The 15,301-nt window shown below is 68.6% G+C and carries 13 protein-coding genes; 2 read left to right on the forward strand and 11 right to left on the reverse strand.

Going from position 1 to position 15,301, the window contains the following annotated elements:
• The 10 genes from BM337_RS19485 to BM337_RS21350 form a co-directional block, all read right to left on the reverse strand.
• Positions 1-372 (reverse strand): helix-turn-helix domain-containing protein, encoded by a 372-nt coding sequence (locus tag BM337_RS19485; protein ID WP_089819113.1) that lies wholly within the window; start codon positions 370-372, stop codon positions 1-3.
• 74 nt (positions 373-446) lie between these two features.
• Positions 447-1,703, reverse strand: a complete 1,257-nt coding sequence (locus BM337_RS19490) for a hypothetical protein (protein ID WP_089819115.1) — start codon at positions 1,701-1,703, stop codon at positions 447-449.
• A 115-nt stretch (positions 1,704-1,818) separates the two neighbouring features.
• Positions 1,819-2,964, reverse strand: coding sequence for a lipoyl synthase (gene lipA, locus BM337_RS19495; RefSeq protein ID WP_245778711.1), 1,146 nt, complete (start codon positions 2,962-2,964; stop codon positions 1,819-1,821).
• Between the two features lie 319 nt (positions 2,965-3,283).
• The gene (locus BM337_RS19505; RefSeq protein ID WP_089819121.1) at positions 3,284-4,465 is read right to left on the reverse strand and encodes a right-handed parallel beta-helix repeat-containing protein; all 1,182 of its coding nucleotides are present in this window, start codon (positions 4,463-4,465) and stop codon (positions 3,284-3,286) included.
• 131 nt (positions 4,466-4,596) lie between these two features.
• Positions 4,597-6,009 (reverse strand): GntP family permease, encoded by a 1,413-nt coding sequence (locus BM337_RS19510; protein ID WP_089819123.1) that lies wholly within the window; start codon positions 6,007-6,009, stop codon positions 4,597-4,599.
• Between the two features lie 117 nt (positions 6,010-6,126).
• Positions 6,127-6,402, reverse strand: a complete 276-nt coding sequence (locus BM337_RS21340; RefSeq protein WP_089819125.1) for a class I SAM-dependent methyltransferase — start codon at positions 6,400-6,402, stop codon at positions 6,127-6,129.
• Positions 6,403-6,502: 100 nt separating this feature from the next.
• On the reverse strand, positions 6,503-6,673 hold the full coding sequence (locus BM337_RS21345; RefSeq protein ID WP_177227741.1) for a hypothetical protein: 171 nt from the start codon (positions 6,671-6,673) through the stop codon (positions 6,503-6,505).
• Positions 6,674-6,893: 220 nt separating this feature from the next.
• Positions 6,894-7,196 carry a DUF7521 family protein gene (locus tag BM337_RS19520; protein ID WP_089819127.1) on the reverse strand — a complete coding sequence of 101 codons (303 nt, stop codon included), beginning with the start codon at positions 7,194-7,196 and terminating at the stop codon, positions 6,894-6,896.
• A complete protein-coding gene (locus tag BM337_RS19525) occupies positions 7,189-7,551 on the reverse strand; it encodes an ArsR/SmtB family transcription factor (RefSeq protein ID WP_177227744.1) in 363 nt (120 codons plus the stop codon). Before BM337_RS19525 ends, BM337_RS19520 begins: the two co-directional genes overlap by 8 nt.
• Before the next feature lie 44 nt (positions 7,552-7,595).
• Positions 7,596-7,781, reverse strand: a complete 186-nt coding sequence (locus BM337_RS21350) for a hypothetical protein (RefSeq protein ID WP_177227746.1) — start codon at positions 7,779-7,781, stop codon at positions 7,596-7,598.
• Positions 7,782-7,865: 84 nt separating this feature from the next.
• Between BM337_RS21350 and BM337_RS19530 the strand changes: the two genes are divergently transcribed.
• Positions 7,866-9,263, forward strand: coding sequence for an MATE family efflux transporter (locus BM337_RS19530; protein ID WP_089819131.1), 1,398 nt, complete (start codon positions 7,866-7,868; stop codon positions 9,261-9,263).
• Positions 9,264-9,398: 135 nt separating this feature from the next.
• Positions 9,399-11,777 carry a DEAD/DEAH box helicase gene (locus tag BM337_RS19535; RefSeq protein WP_089819133.1) on the forward strand — a complete coding sequence of 793 codons (2,379 nt, stop codon included), beginning with the start codon at positions 9,399-9,401 and terminating at the stop codon, positions 11,775-11,777.
• A gap of 125 nt (positions 11,778-11,902) precedes the next feature.
• Here the strand turns inward: BM337_RS19535 and BM337_RS19540 are convergent, their stop codons facing one another.
• On the reverse strand, positions 11,903-15,112 hold the full coding sequence (locus BM337_RS19540; protein ID WP_245778712.1) for a methyl-accepting chemotaxis protein: 3,210 nt from the start codon (positions 15,110-15,112) through the stop codon (positions 11,903-11,905).
• Between the last annotated feature and the right edge of the window lie 189 nt (positions 15,113-15,301).

The raw sequence follows: 15,301 nt of genomic DNA on the forward strand, positions 1-15,301 counted from the left end.
TCAGAAGTCCTCCCAGAGCCTGGTGAGTCGGTCGGCGACGTCGTCGCCGCGTCGTTCGAGGTCGAACTGGAGGTCGCCGTCGCGCAGACGTATCGATACCTCGTCCAGCGTCGCGACGTAGACGGTGTCGTGGTGGCCGTCGGCCCGCGGGCGGGTCCGCTCGTCGACGAGTCCGGCCGCCGTCAGGCGCTCGACGCGCCGGTAGACGGTGGCCTGCGAGACGTCGCAGCGCTCGCTCAGTTCCTTCGCGCTCAGCGCGTCGACGCTCGTGGCCGTGAGAATCTGCCGGACGTGCTCGTCGTCGAGCAGGGCGACGACGGCCTCGAGCGTCGGGTCGTCTGGCACGCCCGGCGGGTCGCTTGCTGGTGGCATAAGTGTCGGTGTGGCGGCGGAGCGGTGGACGGGCCCACCATCGGCCCCGTCGGCTCCTCGTCTTTGGATTGTGGTCATGGCAGCTGGTACGCGATCAGCGTCGTCGAGGCCGAGCGGTCAGGCGCCTCGTAGGCGAGGCGGACGCTGGCGTCGGCACGGACGTCCGTCGTCGAGACGGTCACCTCGTCGCCGGGACGGACCGCGTCGCCGACACCGTCGAACGACGTGGCGGGTTCCCGGCCGGTCCGGTACGCCGTGAGCCAGCCCGTCCGGACCGGGTCGCCGGCCTCGTGGTGGAACGTCAGGCGCTCGGCGTCCGCGTCGTAGGTGACGCCCCAGGTGACGTGCGGGGTCACGAGCGGGTCGTTGCTCACCGCCATCCGGTACTGCTCGTGCGTGAAGTACATCTCGACGGTGGCGACGCGGCCGTCTATCTCGACGTCGACTGTGCTGGAGTCGGCGACCCGGCCCTGTTCGTCCAGCCGTCGCTTCATACGAGCCTCGGTCACGTCCGCGCCCGCGGAGAAGACGAACGTCTCGACGTGGTAGACGCCACTGTCGTCGGCGTCGAAGGCGATCCCCCAGCCGACGGGGTCCTCGTCGGCTGTCGCGTCGTTCTCGCTGACACTGCTGTGCCCGGACCAGGCGCCGTCGCTGCCGGGATGGAGCAGTCCCCACTGTCGGAGGCCGCCGCTCTCGCTCAGGGCGTCGAAGTCGGCGTCGCGGTCGACGTACCGCGGTCCGTCGCCCGCCCGGGCGTCCGCGAACGCCCGAAATTCGGCGTGCGCCCGGTCGCCGCCGGCGCAGACGACAGCGCCGTCGCGGACGCCGAGAACCCGCGGCACGTCTGCACGGGCGAACAGTTCGTAGTCCGCGTACGTGCCGTCAGGCTCGTAGCCCGTATCGGCGAGGACCTCGCGCACAGTCGCCGGGTCGACGTCGCCGAGGAGAACGCCCACCGAACGGCCCGCGAAGGCGAGGTCAGCGTCGTCCAGGTGGAGGCCGGCGTACGCCACCGAGTGAGTGATCAGGCCCCGGGCTATCGAGGTATGTTCGGGGGCGCCAGAGGCCGCTTCCGGCGCGTATACACCGACGTGGTAGTTCTCGGGGCGGCCGTATCCCAGGTCGGGGAGGGCCGAGGGCGCGGGAAGCCACTCGCGGTAGGCGGGGTCGGCCGCCGCCGGCGCGTCGACGCTGCCGTACCTGACTCTGGTGCCGAGCGGCGGCAGCCCGCTACAGCCCGCACCGAGAGCGGTGAGCCCCGTCGCGAGGGCCGCGCCGCTCCGTCGGAGGAACCTGCGACGGGACGCGTTTTCGAACGATTCTGGCATCTACGCAGCGATTACGTGGCGGGTGTGATAAAGGGAGGAGCCGGTCGGCTCACCAGTGCAGAGCGTGGAAACGATTATATAGGAACCTTCGCCCGGTCTCGATTTCCGCTGGCTGTCAGTCACCGGCCCGCGCCCGCTCGCGCGCCTGCTCGACGCCTTCGCCGTCGCGCATCACCGCTTCCACAAATAACTCGCCGGCCTTGTACGACGACCGGACCATCGGCCCCGAGGCGCAGTAGGCGAACTCGAACTCCTCCTCGGCGATCCGCTGCCAGGTGTCGAAGACGTCGGGGTGGACGTACTCCGAGACGTCCAGATGCGAGCGCGAGGGCTGGAGGTACTGGCCGAAGGTGACGACGTCGACGCCCACCTCCCGCAGGTCCGACAGCGTCTGGTACACCTCGTGGGCGTACTCGCCGACGCCGAGCATCAGGCTGGTCTTGGTGAAGACGTCCGACTCGCGCTCGGCCTGTTTGAGGACCGACAGCGACTGCTCGTAACCCGCCCGCCGGTCCCGGACCGGCCACTGGAGTCGCTCGACCGTCTCGACGTTGTGCGCGAAGACGTCCGGTTCGGCGTCGAGAATCTTCTGCACGAGGCGCTCCTCGCCCTGGAAGTCGGGAACGAGGCACTCGACCAGGATGGACGGGTCGCGCTCCTTGATCGCCCGGATGGTGTCGGCGAAGTGGCCCGCCCCCTGGTCGGCCAGGTCGTCCCGGTCGACGCTCGTCAGGACGACGTAGTCCAGCCCGATGTCGGCGACGGCGTCGGCGACGTTCCCGGGTTCTTCGGGGTCGAGGGGCTCCATCCCGCCCGTCTCGACGTCGCAGAAGTTACACCCCCGCGAGCACCGGTCGCCCATCAGCATGAACGTCGCCGTGCCCGGGCCGTCCCGTCCCGACCAGCACTCGCCCATGTTGGGGCAGTTGGCCTCCTCGCAGACCGTGTGGAGGTTCCGGTCACGGAGCGACTGCTTGATCTCCGTGAACCGCTCACCCGACGGCGGCCGCATCTTCAGCCAGTCGGGCTTTCGGGTCTGGCTCATTGGCTGGTGGTTGGTCTGGGTCGTGGAAAAGGATGCGGTCCTCTGATCTGGATGGGTTTGTTGACAGGGTGGACTGTGGTGTGGCGTTGCCGCAAACAAAGGAAAGCCCTCGGCCCGCTGGACTCGCGCGGACCCGCTGCGCTCCGTCGGTGCTTGCGGGTCCGTGCTTCGTCCAGCGCGCCTCGCCCTTTCATTCCTCCAGGGACAGCACGGCACCGCAGCCCTGCCCTTCCCCTGGTCGCGAGGGCCTCGCTATTGCTCGGCCACTCGCTCCCGGCCGGGCGGTGCGGTCAGGAAGCGTGTCGCTCGCCGGACGGCGAGCGACCGGGGAGGGGTGGCGGAGTCGATCGCGAGCGCCTTCATGGCGCGAGCAATGCTGATCCTGGTGGACTGAAAGGGCGAGTGCGGTTCCGGGAACCCGGAGCCCCCAAGCACCGCAGCGAAGCGAGGAGCGCAGGGCGGCTCCCGGGACCGGAACCGCACGAGGGCTTTCGACATATTGTTCCCGACTCTCGCTCCGCAGCAAACGCTCTCTCTACGAACCCCAGGAAGCGCCTTTCCGCGCGGGAATCGGGTCGACTTCGGGATCGCGCATCGTGGGCTGGGGGCCGGGCTCAGGTTGCTCCCGATAGCTACCACCGGGGAACTCGCCGTCGTCGACGTCGCGCTTCTGGGCGTTCAGGACCTCGCTCACGCGCTCGGAACCCTGGCTCGCGTCCTCCTGGATTCCGGGCGGTCGGCTATCGGCGAACTGGTTGCCTGAGAACTCGTTCCCCGCGCCGGCGGGCGTCCCGAGCGCCAGGTCGGCGAGGCCCGAGTCGAGGACGACGTTGTTCCGGACGACGTTGCCCGAGGGCGGGACGACGTTGTGGTGGGCGACGACGCCGTAGTTCTCGTGGTTGTCGACCAGGTTGTCTTCGACGAGGTTGTCGCTGCCGCCCCAGAGGGCGATGCCGGTGCCGAAGGTGGGGAAGGTGTGGGCGACGCTGGGGGCGTCGCGGTTGTCGTTGCCGTAGACGACGTTGCCGACGATGCGGCTGGCGCGCTGGGGCGGGTCCGCCCGGTCCAGCGTGTTCGGGGCGATGCCGGTCATGTTGCGGCGGAACAGCGAGTCCCTGATCGTCAGGTCGGCGCCGGTGCTCGTGCCGGAGTAGCCCATGCCGTTGTGCTCGGCGACGACGTCGGACACCACTGCTGCGTAGGGGTGGTGGCGCCCGAGGTAGAAGCCGGCGTCGGGGTGGCCGGAGGCGTAGCTGTACTCGAAGCGGCCGTCGCGAGAATCGTAGGCGTAGATGCCGTAGTAGCCGTCGTTGTAGGCGGTGAGGTAGCTCCCGCGGAAGCCGACGACGCCGGACCAGTAGACGGCGTTGCGCCGGTAGCGCCGGACGGTGAGGTTCTCGACGGCGACGCCGTCGGCCTCGATCTCGACGCCGTTCTGGCGCTGGAACCCGCCGTCGAGGACCACCCCGTTGCGGTCGCGCCCCCGGAGTGTGATGTCGGGCGTCGTCACCGAGACACTCTCGTCGTAGGTGCCCGGCGCGACCAGTACCAGGTCCCCCGATGCGGCCGCGTCGACGCCGGCCTGGACTGTTTTCTGGTCCTGCGGAACCCGGATCGTGTCGTAGCCGTCGCCGCCGGACTGGGCGAGGACGGCCGGTCCGGTGAGGACGCCGGTCCCCGCGAGGCCCACCGCGCCGAGGAAGGTTCGCCGGTCCATGGGGACCGTTCGACCCCCGGCCCTTCGGTCTTGGTGGGTCCGGTGATCGACTGACAGCGAACGGATCACCGAACGAACGGAGCTGGTACCCTGGGACCGATATCGTCTCCGCGGGACCACCGGCCCGTTGGTCAGGCCAGCGGGAACAGCGTCGAGTAGATCACCGTCGTGATCAGCCCGGTCACGGCGATGATCGTCGTCAGGACCGTCCAGGTCTTGAGCGTCTCGGCCTGGGTGAGGCCGCCGATCTCCTTGACGAGCCAGAACCCCGAGTCGTTGTACCACGAGAAGATGTTGCCACCGGCGCCGATGGCCATGACGAGGTAGGCGGGGTGGACCGTCAACTGGCCGGTCAGCGGCACCATGATCCCCGCGGCCGTCAGCATCGCTGCCGTGGCCGAGCCCTGGGCGATCCGGACGATGGCCGCGATGAGCCACGCCGTCACCAGCAGGCCGATACCGACCTCCGCGAGTATGCCCGCGATGTAGTCGCCGATGCCCGAGGCGGCCAGCATCGCGCCGAACGCGCCACCGGCGGCCGTGATGGCGGCGATGTTGCCACCGCTCTTGAGCGCCTCGGTCAGCTCTTCGGTCCACTCGCTCTGGGTCATGTCGCTGTACCGGTAGAACGTGTACGCCGCCACGAGCGCCGCGATGGTGAGGGCGACGTTCTTGTCGCCCAGGAACGCGACGACCGGTTGGATGCTCACCAGCGCTGGAATCGACTCCTGGAACGTGTCGACGAAGGTGAACGCGCCGATGAGCAGGACTGCCACCAGGATCGGCGCGAGCGATTCGAGGACGCCCGGAAGCCGGCTGGTCGGCCGGTCGGCGACTTCCTGGAGTTCCTCGGTCGTCGTCGCCATCGTGTCCCGGAGCGGGATGTCCAGCCGGCCGTTGATCCACCGGCCGTAGACGAGGCCGGCGACGACGGCCACGGGAAGGGCCGTCAGGATCCCGACGAGGATGGTCATCCCCAGGTTGCTCTCTACCCTCGCGGCGACGGCGAGTGGGCCGGGCGTCGGCGGGACGAACACGTGAGTCGTCGCGGCGCCGGCGCCGACGACGACGATGAACAGCGCGTAGTCGCGGCCGACCCGGGCGCGCATCGAACGCGCCAGCGGCGCCATCAGGTAGAACACACTGTCGAAGAACACCGGGATGGCGAGGACGGAACTGCTTCCCAGTAGCGAGACGTCGGAGTTCCCCTTGCCGAGGACGTTCTGGAACCCCCTGACGGTGCGCTGGGCGGCCCCGCTCTCGAGCATCGACTTCCCGATGACGGCCGCCATCAGGATCGGTATCCCGATGCCGGCCATCCCGTTGCCGAAGGCTTCGGCGACGGCCGTTGCCGCCTCGGACGGGGCGAAGTCGGGGACGAAGACGACGTTAACGACGCCGACCGTGAACGCCGCGATTATCAGACCGATGAACGCTGGCAGGTCCAGCACAACGAGCAAGAAGACGACCGCGACGAGTCCGATGATGAACGTCACGAGCGGACTGTGCGCGAACTCGATCGCCTGTAATGGGACGAACACCATGTAACACATTCCCACGTATCATAACTTATAATTGGGGATGTCCGACTACCAGTGCAGCTGGGCGTAGCGGGTCGCCGTTCGACAGAAATCAGGTCCCGACCGATGCTGTACAGACTGCTAGCACGTGGGCCGACAGGTTGACGACGGTCCGGTCCTCGCGCTGACGTCGACGAGCGCCACGTCGTACCCCTGCTCTGCGAGCCACACGGTGTAGCGACCGGCGCCGCCGCCGGCGTCGAGGACGCGCCCGCCGTCCGGCAGGTGGCCCTCCAGGTACTCGACGGTCCCCTCCCACTCCAGGCGACCGTGGAGTGACCGCTCGAGTCGCTCCCACTCCTCGTGGCCGTACTCGTCGTAGAACGCCTCGGGGTCCTGTACCGCTCGATCGGTCATGGTACCGGCCCCATCGCTGGCGAGGGTGAAAAACGGTGGGAGGGCCGTGCGAACGGTTAACGGGGGCGGCCAGCGGGGCGGATCGGCTACCCTGAGGCCGTCATTCCTCGTCGCCGCCGAGGGGCTCCTTGGTGCCGCACTCGGGGCAACTGAACCAGTGGGTGTCGGGGTCGGTGGCCCGCTCGAACGTGGCACCGCACTCGACGTAGTCGTAGGACGGCGTCTCCGATTCCATTCCGATCGCCGACTTGACGGATTCGATGACGGACATGGTACGTCGTGTACTAGTCCCACGATGCATGTTATACTCTGTCTCGGACTTCAGGCCGTGAATTCGCGCCGTCGTCACTCCGCCTTCGCGTGCCCCCTTCGCGTCCCGGACCGGGTATTTTCGGCGAGGGACGCGCCCTGCGGACGGATTACGGTCCGCCCACCCCGAGGGACGGATTTTGAGTCGCTGAAACTCCGCCGAGACGGGTGACGGCCCGCTGTCAGTAGTTCCGCAGCGAGTAGAACAGGACCGCGAGCCCGCAGGCGATCACCACGCCCTCCACGGCGTGGAGGGCGAGTAACTCCCGCTCCGAGAGCGCGAAACTCTGCCGGATCCCGAGTTCGTACAGGGCCTCGACGACCGAGCCGAGCGTCACCAGGCCGAACCCGGCGCTGGCGACGGCGAGCGACCGACGACCGGACCGGCGGTAGGCCGCCCCGCTCAGGCCAGCGAGGAGGCCGCCGAGGACGAGCACGAGGGCGTTCGACAGCAGGTACGCCCAGAACTCCGGCGGGCTACCCATCGCGGCCACCTCGCTCCAGGTCGCTCCAGAAGTCACCGAAGCGGTCCACGAGGTCGTGTCGGAGCGAGATGCTCACGTCGAACCCGCCGTCCTCGACCTCGAAGCAGATCCGCTGGAGAGTGGTCTCGTACTCCTTGTAGTGGTTCCCGTCGCCGTCCACGCGCGATCGCTCCGCGAGTAGGTCGTACTTCTCACAGACGTTCACCCGGCGGTAAACGGTCGGTTGCGAGGCGTCCAGTCGGTCGGCGAGTTCACTGGCTGACATGGGCTCGGCGTCGGCGAGCGCGAGGATCCGCCGGACCTCCTCGCTCCCGAGGACGTCGAACAGCGTCTCCGGGTCCCAGTCGTTGGTCACGTGGGCGTGTGCGGACGCGCGTGACAATAAACGTCGGGCCGACCTCACTCGGCCAGACCCCGGAGTCGTTGTCCTCCGAGAAGACGTTGCCGTCGCTCTCGGCCGGCCGTCAACTCCTCGCCCCACTCGCTCTGGGTCGTGTCGTTGTGCCGGTAGAACGTGTATGCCACCGCGAGCGCCGCGATGGTGAGGGCGACGTTCTCGTCACCCAGGAACGCGAGGAGCGCCACGTCGTCCCCCCGCTCGGCGGACTACAATTATTCTGCGCGTCCGAAACGAATATTTAACACGCGTCGGAGTCGCAAGTAGTACCGATGTTCGACGTCTCGCGCGAGGAGATCGTCGGCGGGTCACTCCGACGGGTCCTCCTGGTGCTGGCCGGCCCACTCGTGGTGCAGAACTTCGCGCTCGTGGCGATGGAGGTCGTCGACCTGTTCTGGGTCGGTCGCCTGGGCGGGACGGCCGTGGCAGCGGTCGGGCTCGCCGCCGTCGTCGTGGGCCTGTTGCTGGTGCCGTTCGTGATGGTGTTCACCGGGACGCAGGTCGTCACGTCCCAGCGCGTCGGCGCCGAGGACCTGGCCGCCGCGCGCAGAGTCCCGTTTACCGGAGCCGCCGTCGCGCTCGTCCTGGCCGCCGCCGTCGCCGTCGCCGTCCTAGTCGGGGCCGACGACGTCGTCGGTCTGCTGACGGACGACCCGGCCGTCGCGGCCGGCGCGGCGAGCTACCTGACCGCCTACGCGTTCGCGCTGTTCACCATCGCCGTGAGCGACACCGTCGAGGGCGGCTTCACCGGGTGGGGCGACACCAGGGCCGCGCTGTACGTGAACCTCGTCGCCATCGCCGTCAACGTCGTGCTGGACCCCCTGCTCATCCTCGGGATGGGTCCGTTCCCGCGCCTGGAACTGTTCGGCGCGGCGCTGGCGACGGGGATCGGTTACGGCGTCGGCGCCGTCTTCGCCGTCGCGCTGGCGGTCCGGGGCCGGAACGGTCTCCGACTGACGGGCGCGGCGATCCGCCCGGATCTGTCGGCCGCACGTGCGATTCTGGAGGTGGGCGCACCCATCGCCGGCCAGAACGCCGGTCGGCAGCTCGCCCGCCTCGTCGTCGTCGCCGTCGTCTCCGCCGCGGGCGGGGCCGCCGGTCTGGCGGCGTACCACATCGGCTCCCGCGTGGCGACCGTCGCGTTCGTCCCGGCCCAGGGGCTCGCACAGGCGGCGACCAGCGTCGTCGGCCAGAACCTCGGCGCCGAGCGGCCCTTCCGCGCGCGCCGGGCCACCTGGCTCGGCGTCGGCTTCGCCGCCGCCGCGCTCCTAGTCGTCGGGGCCGGCCAGTGGCTCTTCCCGGTCGAGATAGCGCGCGTCTTCGTTCCCGACCTCTCGGGGACGGACCTGGCGCTCGCAGTCGCGTACCTCCAGATACTCGCATACGGCTACTGGGCGCTGGGGGCGATGTACGCCGTCGAGGCCGGCTTCAACGGCGCCGGCAACACGACGGTCAGCATGGTGTCGACGCTGGTGCAGTACTGGGCGGTCCGCGTCCCCATCGCCGCCGGCGGGGTGTACCTGCTGGCCGCCGACGTCCGCGTCGTCTTCTGGGCCGTGACGATATCCAACGTCGCCGCGGCGCTGTGGTTGACGGGCTACTTCGCCTACTCGACCCGGCGCGGGATGCTCGAACGCGCCGCCGGCGAGGGGGCCGCCGCGGCGGACTGATAGTGGTGGCTGTACGCCCGTACAAAGTTACAACCGCCACTACGACGCCGGGCCGCAGGGCCCCATCCCTGCCCCGCCGTCCACTTTCACTGCGCCATAGTAACGCCTTTCACGTCGCGGGTCTCCCTCCCTGACGTGGCTGGTCGCGCCGACACGGAGACGACCGTCGCGGTGGCGGACGTCCTCCCAGAGTACGCCGACGCATTTCCCTTCGACCGCTTCAACGAGATGCAGACGGAGGCGCTCCCCGCGTTCACCGACTCCGAGGAGAACGTGGTGGTGAGCGCGCCGACCGCCAGCGGCAAGACCGCACTGGCCGAGATCGCGATCTGTGAGACGCTGGAAGCGGGCGGCACCGCCCTCTTTCTCGCCCCGCTGCGTGCCCTCACAAACGAGAAGGAGAGCGAGTGGGAACGCTTCGAGGATCTTGGCTACTCCGTCTACGTCGTCACCGGCGAACGCGACCTCAACCCCCGACGCGCCGAACGTGCCGACGTGCTGGTGATGACGCCCGAGAAGGCCGACTCCGCGACCCGCAAGCACGATTCCCGGCGCTACGGCTTCATCACCGACGTCGACTGCTGTATCATCGACGAGGTGCACCTGCTCGATTCGGACCGACGAGGGTCGGTCCTCGAAGTGACCATCTCCCGGATGCGCCGTCTCTGCGGCCCGCGCGTCGTGGCCCTCTCGGCGACGATGCGCAACGTCGACGACGTGGCCGCGTGGCTCGACGCGCCCGCCGAGACCACCTTCGAGTTCGGTGACGACTACCGGCCGGTGCCCCTCGACGCCGGCGTCAAGACCTACTCCCACGGCGAGAACGCCTTCGCCGACAAGTACCGCCGCCTCTACCGCGCGCTCGACATCGCCGAACCGCACATCCGCGAGGAGGGTCAGGCCCTCGTCTTCGTCTCCTCGCGCCAGGACACCGTCCAGGCCGCCAAGAAGGCCAGAGACGAGATCGTCGAGCGGGACGTCCCGATGGGCGCGCGCGGCGAGTACGATTTCCATACCGACGCCAGCGACCTGAACAACGACACGCTGCGACAATCCGTGCTCGACGGGGTGGGCTTCCACCACGCAGGGCTCTCGCGGGAGGACAAGAACCGCGTCGAACAGTGGTTCAAAGAGGGCAAAATTCAGCTCCTCTTCTCCACCTCCACGCTCGCGTGGGGGGTCAACCTCCCCGCCCGCTGCGTCGTCATCCGCGACACGAAGCTCCACGACCCCCTGGAGGGCGAGGTGGACATGAGTCCCCTCGACGTCCTCCAGATGCTCGGGCGGGCCGGCCGGCCGGGCTACGACGACGTGGGCTACGCCTGGATCGTCTGCGACCGCTCGGACGCGGACAAGTACCGCGACCTCCTCCGGGACGGGAAGGACATCGAGTCCCGCCTCGCCGAGGACATGGACTCCCACCTCAACGCCGAGATAGCGCTCGGCACCCTGCACGACGTCGAGGACGTGATGGACTGGCTCGAGACCACCTTCTATTACCAGCGCGCCCAGAGCGCGCCCCACGAGTACGTCGCCGGGAGCGACCTCCGCGAGCGCGTCAGCGAGACGCTCCGCTCGCTCGTCGACGACGGCTTCGTCGAGATGGACGACCTCTCGGTGGAGGGCACCGCCCTCGGCCGCCTGGCCTCGAAGTTCTACCTCCGCCTGGAGACCGCCCGCGGCTTCGCCGACACGGCCGAGCGGGCCGACGACGGCGTCGACCTGGCCGAGGACGACGTCCTCCGGGCGGTGGCCGCCGCCGCCGAGTTCGACAGCGTCAGCGCCCGCTCCGACGAGGAGGACGCCGTCGCCGCAGTGCTTGGCTCCCGGGCCGACGACCTGGGCCCGGGCCCGCGCAAGGTGCTGGCCATCCTCCACTCCTCGATGTCCGGCACCACCCCGACCGAACTCAAGAGCGACGCCTGGGTGATCAAGCAGAACGCCCTGCGCATGCTCGCCGCGTTCCGCGCGTTCCTCGACCGCTTCGCCGGCCCGAAGGCCGCGAACCTCGCGCGCCGCGTCGAGGCCCGCGTCGAGAACGGCATCAGCGAGAGCGCCGTCGGCCTCACCGCCATCAACGGCGTCGGCCCCGGCCGCGCCAGCACGCTCGCCGCCGAGGGGTACCGGACGCCCGCCGACGTCGTCGACGCGGGCGTCTCCGGCCTCGTCTCGGCCGGCCTGGGCGAGGGCGTCGCCGACCGCGTCGTCACGAACGCCCGCGAACTCCCCGCCGTCGTCGTCGAGTGGGGCGACCTGCCCGATTCGATCGCCAGCGGCGAGCGGGAACTCCACGAGGTGACGGTGAAGTCCGTCGCGGGCAGCGCCCGCGCGGGCATCCGCGTCACCATCAACGGCCACGAGATGACGGCCAAGCCCTCGTACCTGGGCGAGGCCACGGTCCCCGTCGCCGTCTTCGGCGCCGACGCCGACGAACTGGATCTGTGCGTCGAGGTGTGTTTCCCCGAACTGCCGCTGCCGCTGGTCGAGGAACACCGGACCGTCCGCGTCGAATAGGGCGGCGCAGACTGCAGAACTCGTTCCTCGCGTTTCGTCAGTGTCTCGTCAGCGAGCGGCCGCAGCAGTTGGACAGAAGAGCGACCCAAGAGTCGAAGAAGAGAGCGACCGACGACCGACTGCCGCTAGTCGTCCGCCGCCGTCGGGTCGTCCGCTGTGGTCGGGTCGGGCCCGTCGACGTCAGTCGACGCTGATCCAGTCGCGTCCGCGCCGTCGCCGCTGACCTCGAACTCGTCGACCAGCTCCTCCAGGTCGTCGGCGAGGCCGGCGACCGACTGGACGTTCTCGGTGACGCCGGTGAGCGAACTCGTCTGTTCCTCGGAGGCGGCCGAGACGTTGCTGGCCTCGGCGGCCGTCTCCTCGCTGACGGTGCTGACCTCGTCGACCATCGCCACGATCTCCTCGGTGGAGGCGGCCTGGTCGTCGGTGGCGTCGCTGATCTCCTGGACGCCGACCTCGGCCTCGTCGACGGCCTCGGCGACCTCGTCGAACATGTCGATGGACTCCTCGATAGTGGCGGCCCCGCGCTGGACCCGGTCGCGCATCCCCTGGATGTCGTCGACGGTGTCGCCGGTCGTGGACTGGATTTCGGTGATGAGGGTCTCGACCTCCTCGGTCGCCTCGCCGGCCTCCTTGGCCAGGGACTTGATCTCGTCGGCGACGACGGCGAACCCTTCGCCGGCCTCGCCGGCGCGGGCGGCCTCGATGGAGGCGTTGAGCGCGAGCATGTTCGTCTGCTCGGCGATGCCGGTGATCATCCCGACGATGTCGCTGATCTCGTCCATCTCGTCCCGCAGGTCCGCGACCTGCTCGACCGCGTCGTCGGCCTCGTCCTCGATCTCCTCGATCTCCGCCGAGGCCTCGGCGGCCTGCTCGCTGCCGCGTTCGGCGCGGGCGGCCGCCTCCTGGGCGGTGTTGGCGACGTCGACGGAGGAGGAGGCGATCTCCTCGATGGTCGCGGACATGTCGTTCATCTCGCTGGCGACCTCCTGGAGGTTCTCGGACTGGGTGTCGGAGCCGTTGGAGATCTCCTGGACGGACTGGGCGACCTCCTGGCTCGCGGCCTCGATCTCGGTCGCGCTGGCGGCGACCTCGTTGCTCGCGCTGTTCACTTCCCGGGCGATGTCCTGCACGCGAGCGATGCTCTCGTCGACCGCGTCCAGGCCCTCGTCGATGTTCGCCACGACCTCGCCGTACGCGCCGGGGAGGTCGGCGTCGAGGTCCTGGTCCAGCTTGCCCTCGCGCATGTCCGTACTCACGCGCTGGAGCTGGTCGAAGCTGTCCGAGAGCTGCTGGAGGCCGCCGTCGAGTTCGGACATCACCTCGCCGTAGTCGCCAGGCAGGTCGGTGTCGAGTTCCTGGTCCAGGTCGCCCGCGCTGACGTTCTTGCTCGCGCGGCTGATCTCCTCGAAGCTCGCGCCGAGCTGGGTCATGCCGGCCTCGAGACCCTCCATGATCTCCCCGAACTTCCCGGGCAGGTCGGTCTCGACGTCGTCGTCCAGCGTCCCCTCGCTCAGGGACTCGCTCACGGCCTCGATCTGGTCGACCTGTCGATTGAGGTTCGTCTGCATGGCCTCGAAGGCGTCGACCATCTCGCCGATCTCGTCGTCGGGCGCGTCGATGGTCTCGGTCTGGTCGAACTGGCCGCGGGACATCGCCGTCGCGCGGTCACGGATCTGCTCGATGGGCCGCGAGATGTACCTCGCCGCGGCGTAGCCGGTCACACCGACCACGAGCGCCGAGACGACGAACAGGCCCAGGATGAAGTTCCGCGCCGAATCGGTCGTGCCCTGGAGCGCCGCGCCCAGCGCCGCGATCGGTTCGTTGACGTCCGATTCGGGGACGGTCGCCACGAGCGTGAACTGCTTCATCCCCAGGTCCAGCGGCGCGAACCCGACGTACTGGGTCGCGTTCTCCTCGCCCTCGACCTGCTTCGTGTACGTCGCCATCCCCGACTCGCCTTCGAGCATCCGGCTCTGGGCTATCTCGCCCAGTTCGGCGCCGTACTCGCCCTCGGCGACGTTCGTCCGCTGTTCGATCGTCGCTCGCTCGGGGTGGCTGACCGTCCGGCCCTGGTCGTCCAGGACGTAGAGGTAGCCGGTCTCGCCGACCGTCACCCGGTTCGTGGTCTCGGTGATGATCGAGTAGTTGAACTCGGCGGCCACGACGCCCTCGAAGGTGCCGTTGTGGTACACCGGCGTCGCCACGTGCATCTGTTCGTGGCCGTTCTCCGTGCGAATCTCGCCGAAGTGGCTCTCTCCCCGGTCGCCGCTTTTCGCCATCTCGAACCAGTCCTCGTCGGCGTAGGTCCGCGAGTCGTCGGCCCCCGTGGTGACGTCGCCGCCGGACCGCTCCGCGTGGAGAATCTCCGACCCCTCGGCGTCGACGAACGTGATCGCCTCGTAGGCGGTGCGCTCGTTGTCGCCGACCGTCACCGTCCGCGTCTCGAGGTAGCGCTCGAAGGAGTTCTCCATCTCGCTCTCGGCGTCGTCGACGGCGGTCTGCTGGAGTTCGTGGTAGTAGACGCTCGGGGCGATTATCCAGTCGAAGGGCTCGTAGTAGGTGTAGGCGATGAACTTCGTCATCTCCGGGTTCCCCTCCTGGGTCGTGTCCTCCCACTCGTACTCGGCGATGCCCCAGTCCTCGCCGTTCCGGACCGCCTCGTCGGACTGGACGTGCGCCTTGATGTCCTCGAAGACGACCAGCGTCCCGCCGCTGTCCTCCTTGAGGTTGTGGCCCTCGTCGAGACTGTGATGGACGACGACGTTCGACTCCAGGTCGGTGATGTAGGCGTACCCCGTCTCACCGACGTAGCCCGGCTGGAACGTGTCGGCCATGGTCCCGCTGGACTGAACGCCCGTGCCTGCAGTGCCGCCGATCATCGCCTCGACGTCCCGCTCGACCTGTCGTTGCTCGGACGGCGAGAGCTGGTTCCACGAACGCCCGTCGTACTCCTTCTCCAGGACCATCTGCGTGGCACTGTCGATGCCGGTGTTCATCTGCAGCGATATGTGTCCCAGCTGGGCCTGACTCGACTCCTGGACCAGTGCCATCTCTCCGTTCTGGGCGGCGAGGTAGTTCTCCATCGTCGAGGACTCCGACAGCGACCTGACGTCGACCTCGCGCTGGTTGAGCTGGTTCTGGATCCCTTCCTGTCGCGCCTCGACGCTGTTGTTGAGCTGGTCCGTCATCTCGCCGCGCAGGTAGTCGCCGCTCTGGGCCTGTGCGTTCTGGTTGAGCTGTCCCATGCTGTTCGCCGAGAGGAGTCCGACGCCGGACAGCGGTACCAGCGATATCGTCAACAACAGAACGATCAACTTGACCTGCAGATTCATACACGTCGTCGTCAATACCGCTATTTAACCGCTTGTGGCGGATTCTTCCTTCCGATAACTGGAGCGGGAATTCAGTCCGATTTGCGGCCGATTCTCTGCGAGGAGTTCGCATACCGACTCGCGCACACGAGCGGACGTGAAACAGGTTCGACACCGGCCGTGGTTCAGGCACCACGCGAGCACCACCCT

The sequence above is a fragment of the Halomicrobium zhouii genome, assembly GCF_900114435.1.
GTDB lineage: Archaea > Halobacteriota > Halobacteria > Halobacteriales > Haloarculaceae > Halomicrobium > Halomicrobium zhouii.

What these genes read in the sequence shown, in the direction of transcription:
- BM337_RS19505 (WP_089819121.1), bottom strand. Translation starts at nt 4,465, where the DNA reads ATGGACCGGCGAACCTTCCTCGGCGCGGTGGGCCTCGCGGGGACCGGC.
- BM337_RS21340 (WP_089819125.1), bottom strand. Translation starts at nt 6,402, where the DNA reads ATGACCGATCGAGCGGTACAGGACCCCGAGGCGTTCTACGACGAGTAC.
- BM337_RS19510 (WP_089819123.1), bottom strand. Translation starts at nt 6,009, where the DNA reads ATGGTGTTCGTCCCATTACAGGCGATCGAGTTCGCGCACAGTCCGCTC.
- BM337_RS19540 (WP_245778712.1), bottom strand. Translation starts at nt 15,112, where the DNA reads ATGAATCTGCAGGTCAAGTTGATCGTTCTGTTGTTGACGATATCGCTG.
- BM337_RS21345 (WP_177227741.1), bottom strand. Translation starts at nt 6,673, where the DNA reads ATGTCCGTCATCGAATCCGTCAAGTCGGCGATCGGAATGGAATCGGAG.
- BM337_RS19530 (WP_089819131.1), top strand. Translation starts at nt 7,866, where the DNA reads ATGTTCGACGTCTCGCGCGAGGAGATCGTCGGCGGGTCACTCCGACGG.
- BM337_RS19485 (WP_089819113.1), bottom strand. Translation starts at nt 372, where the DNA reads ATGCCACCAGCAAGCGACCCGCCGGGCGTGCCAGACGACCCGACGCTC.
- BM337_RS19520 (WP_089819127.1), bottom strand. Translation starts at nt 7,196, where the DNA reads ATGGGTAGCCCGCCGGAGTTCTGGGCGTACCTGCTGTCGAACGCCCTC.
- BM337_RS19490 (WP_089819115.1), bottom strand. Translation starts at nt 1,703, where the DNA reads ATGCCAGAATCGTTCGAAAACGCGTCCCGTCGCAGGTTCCTCCGACGG.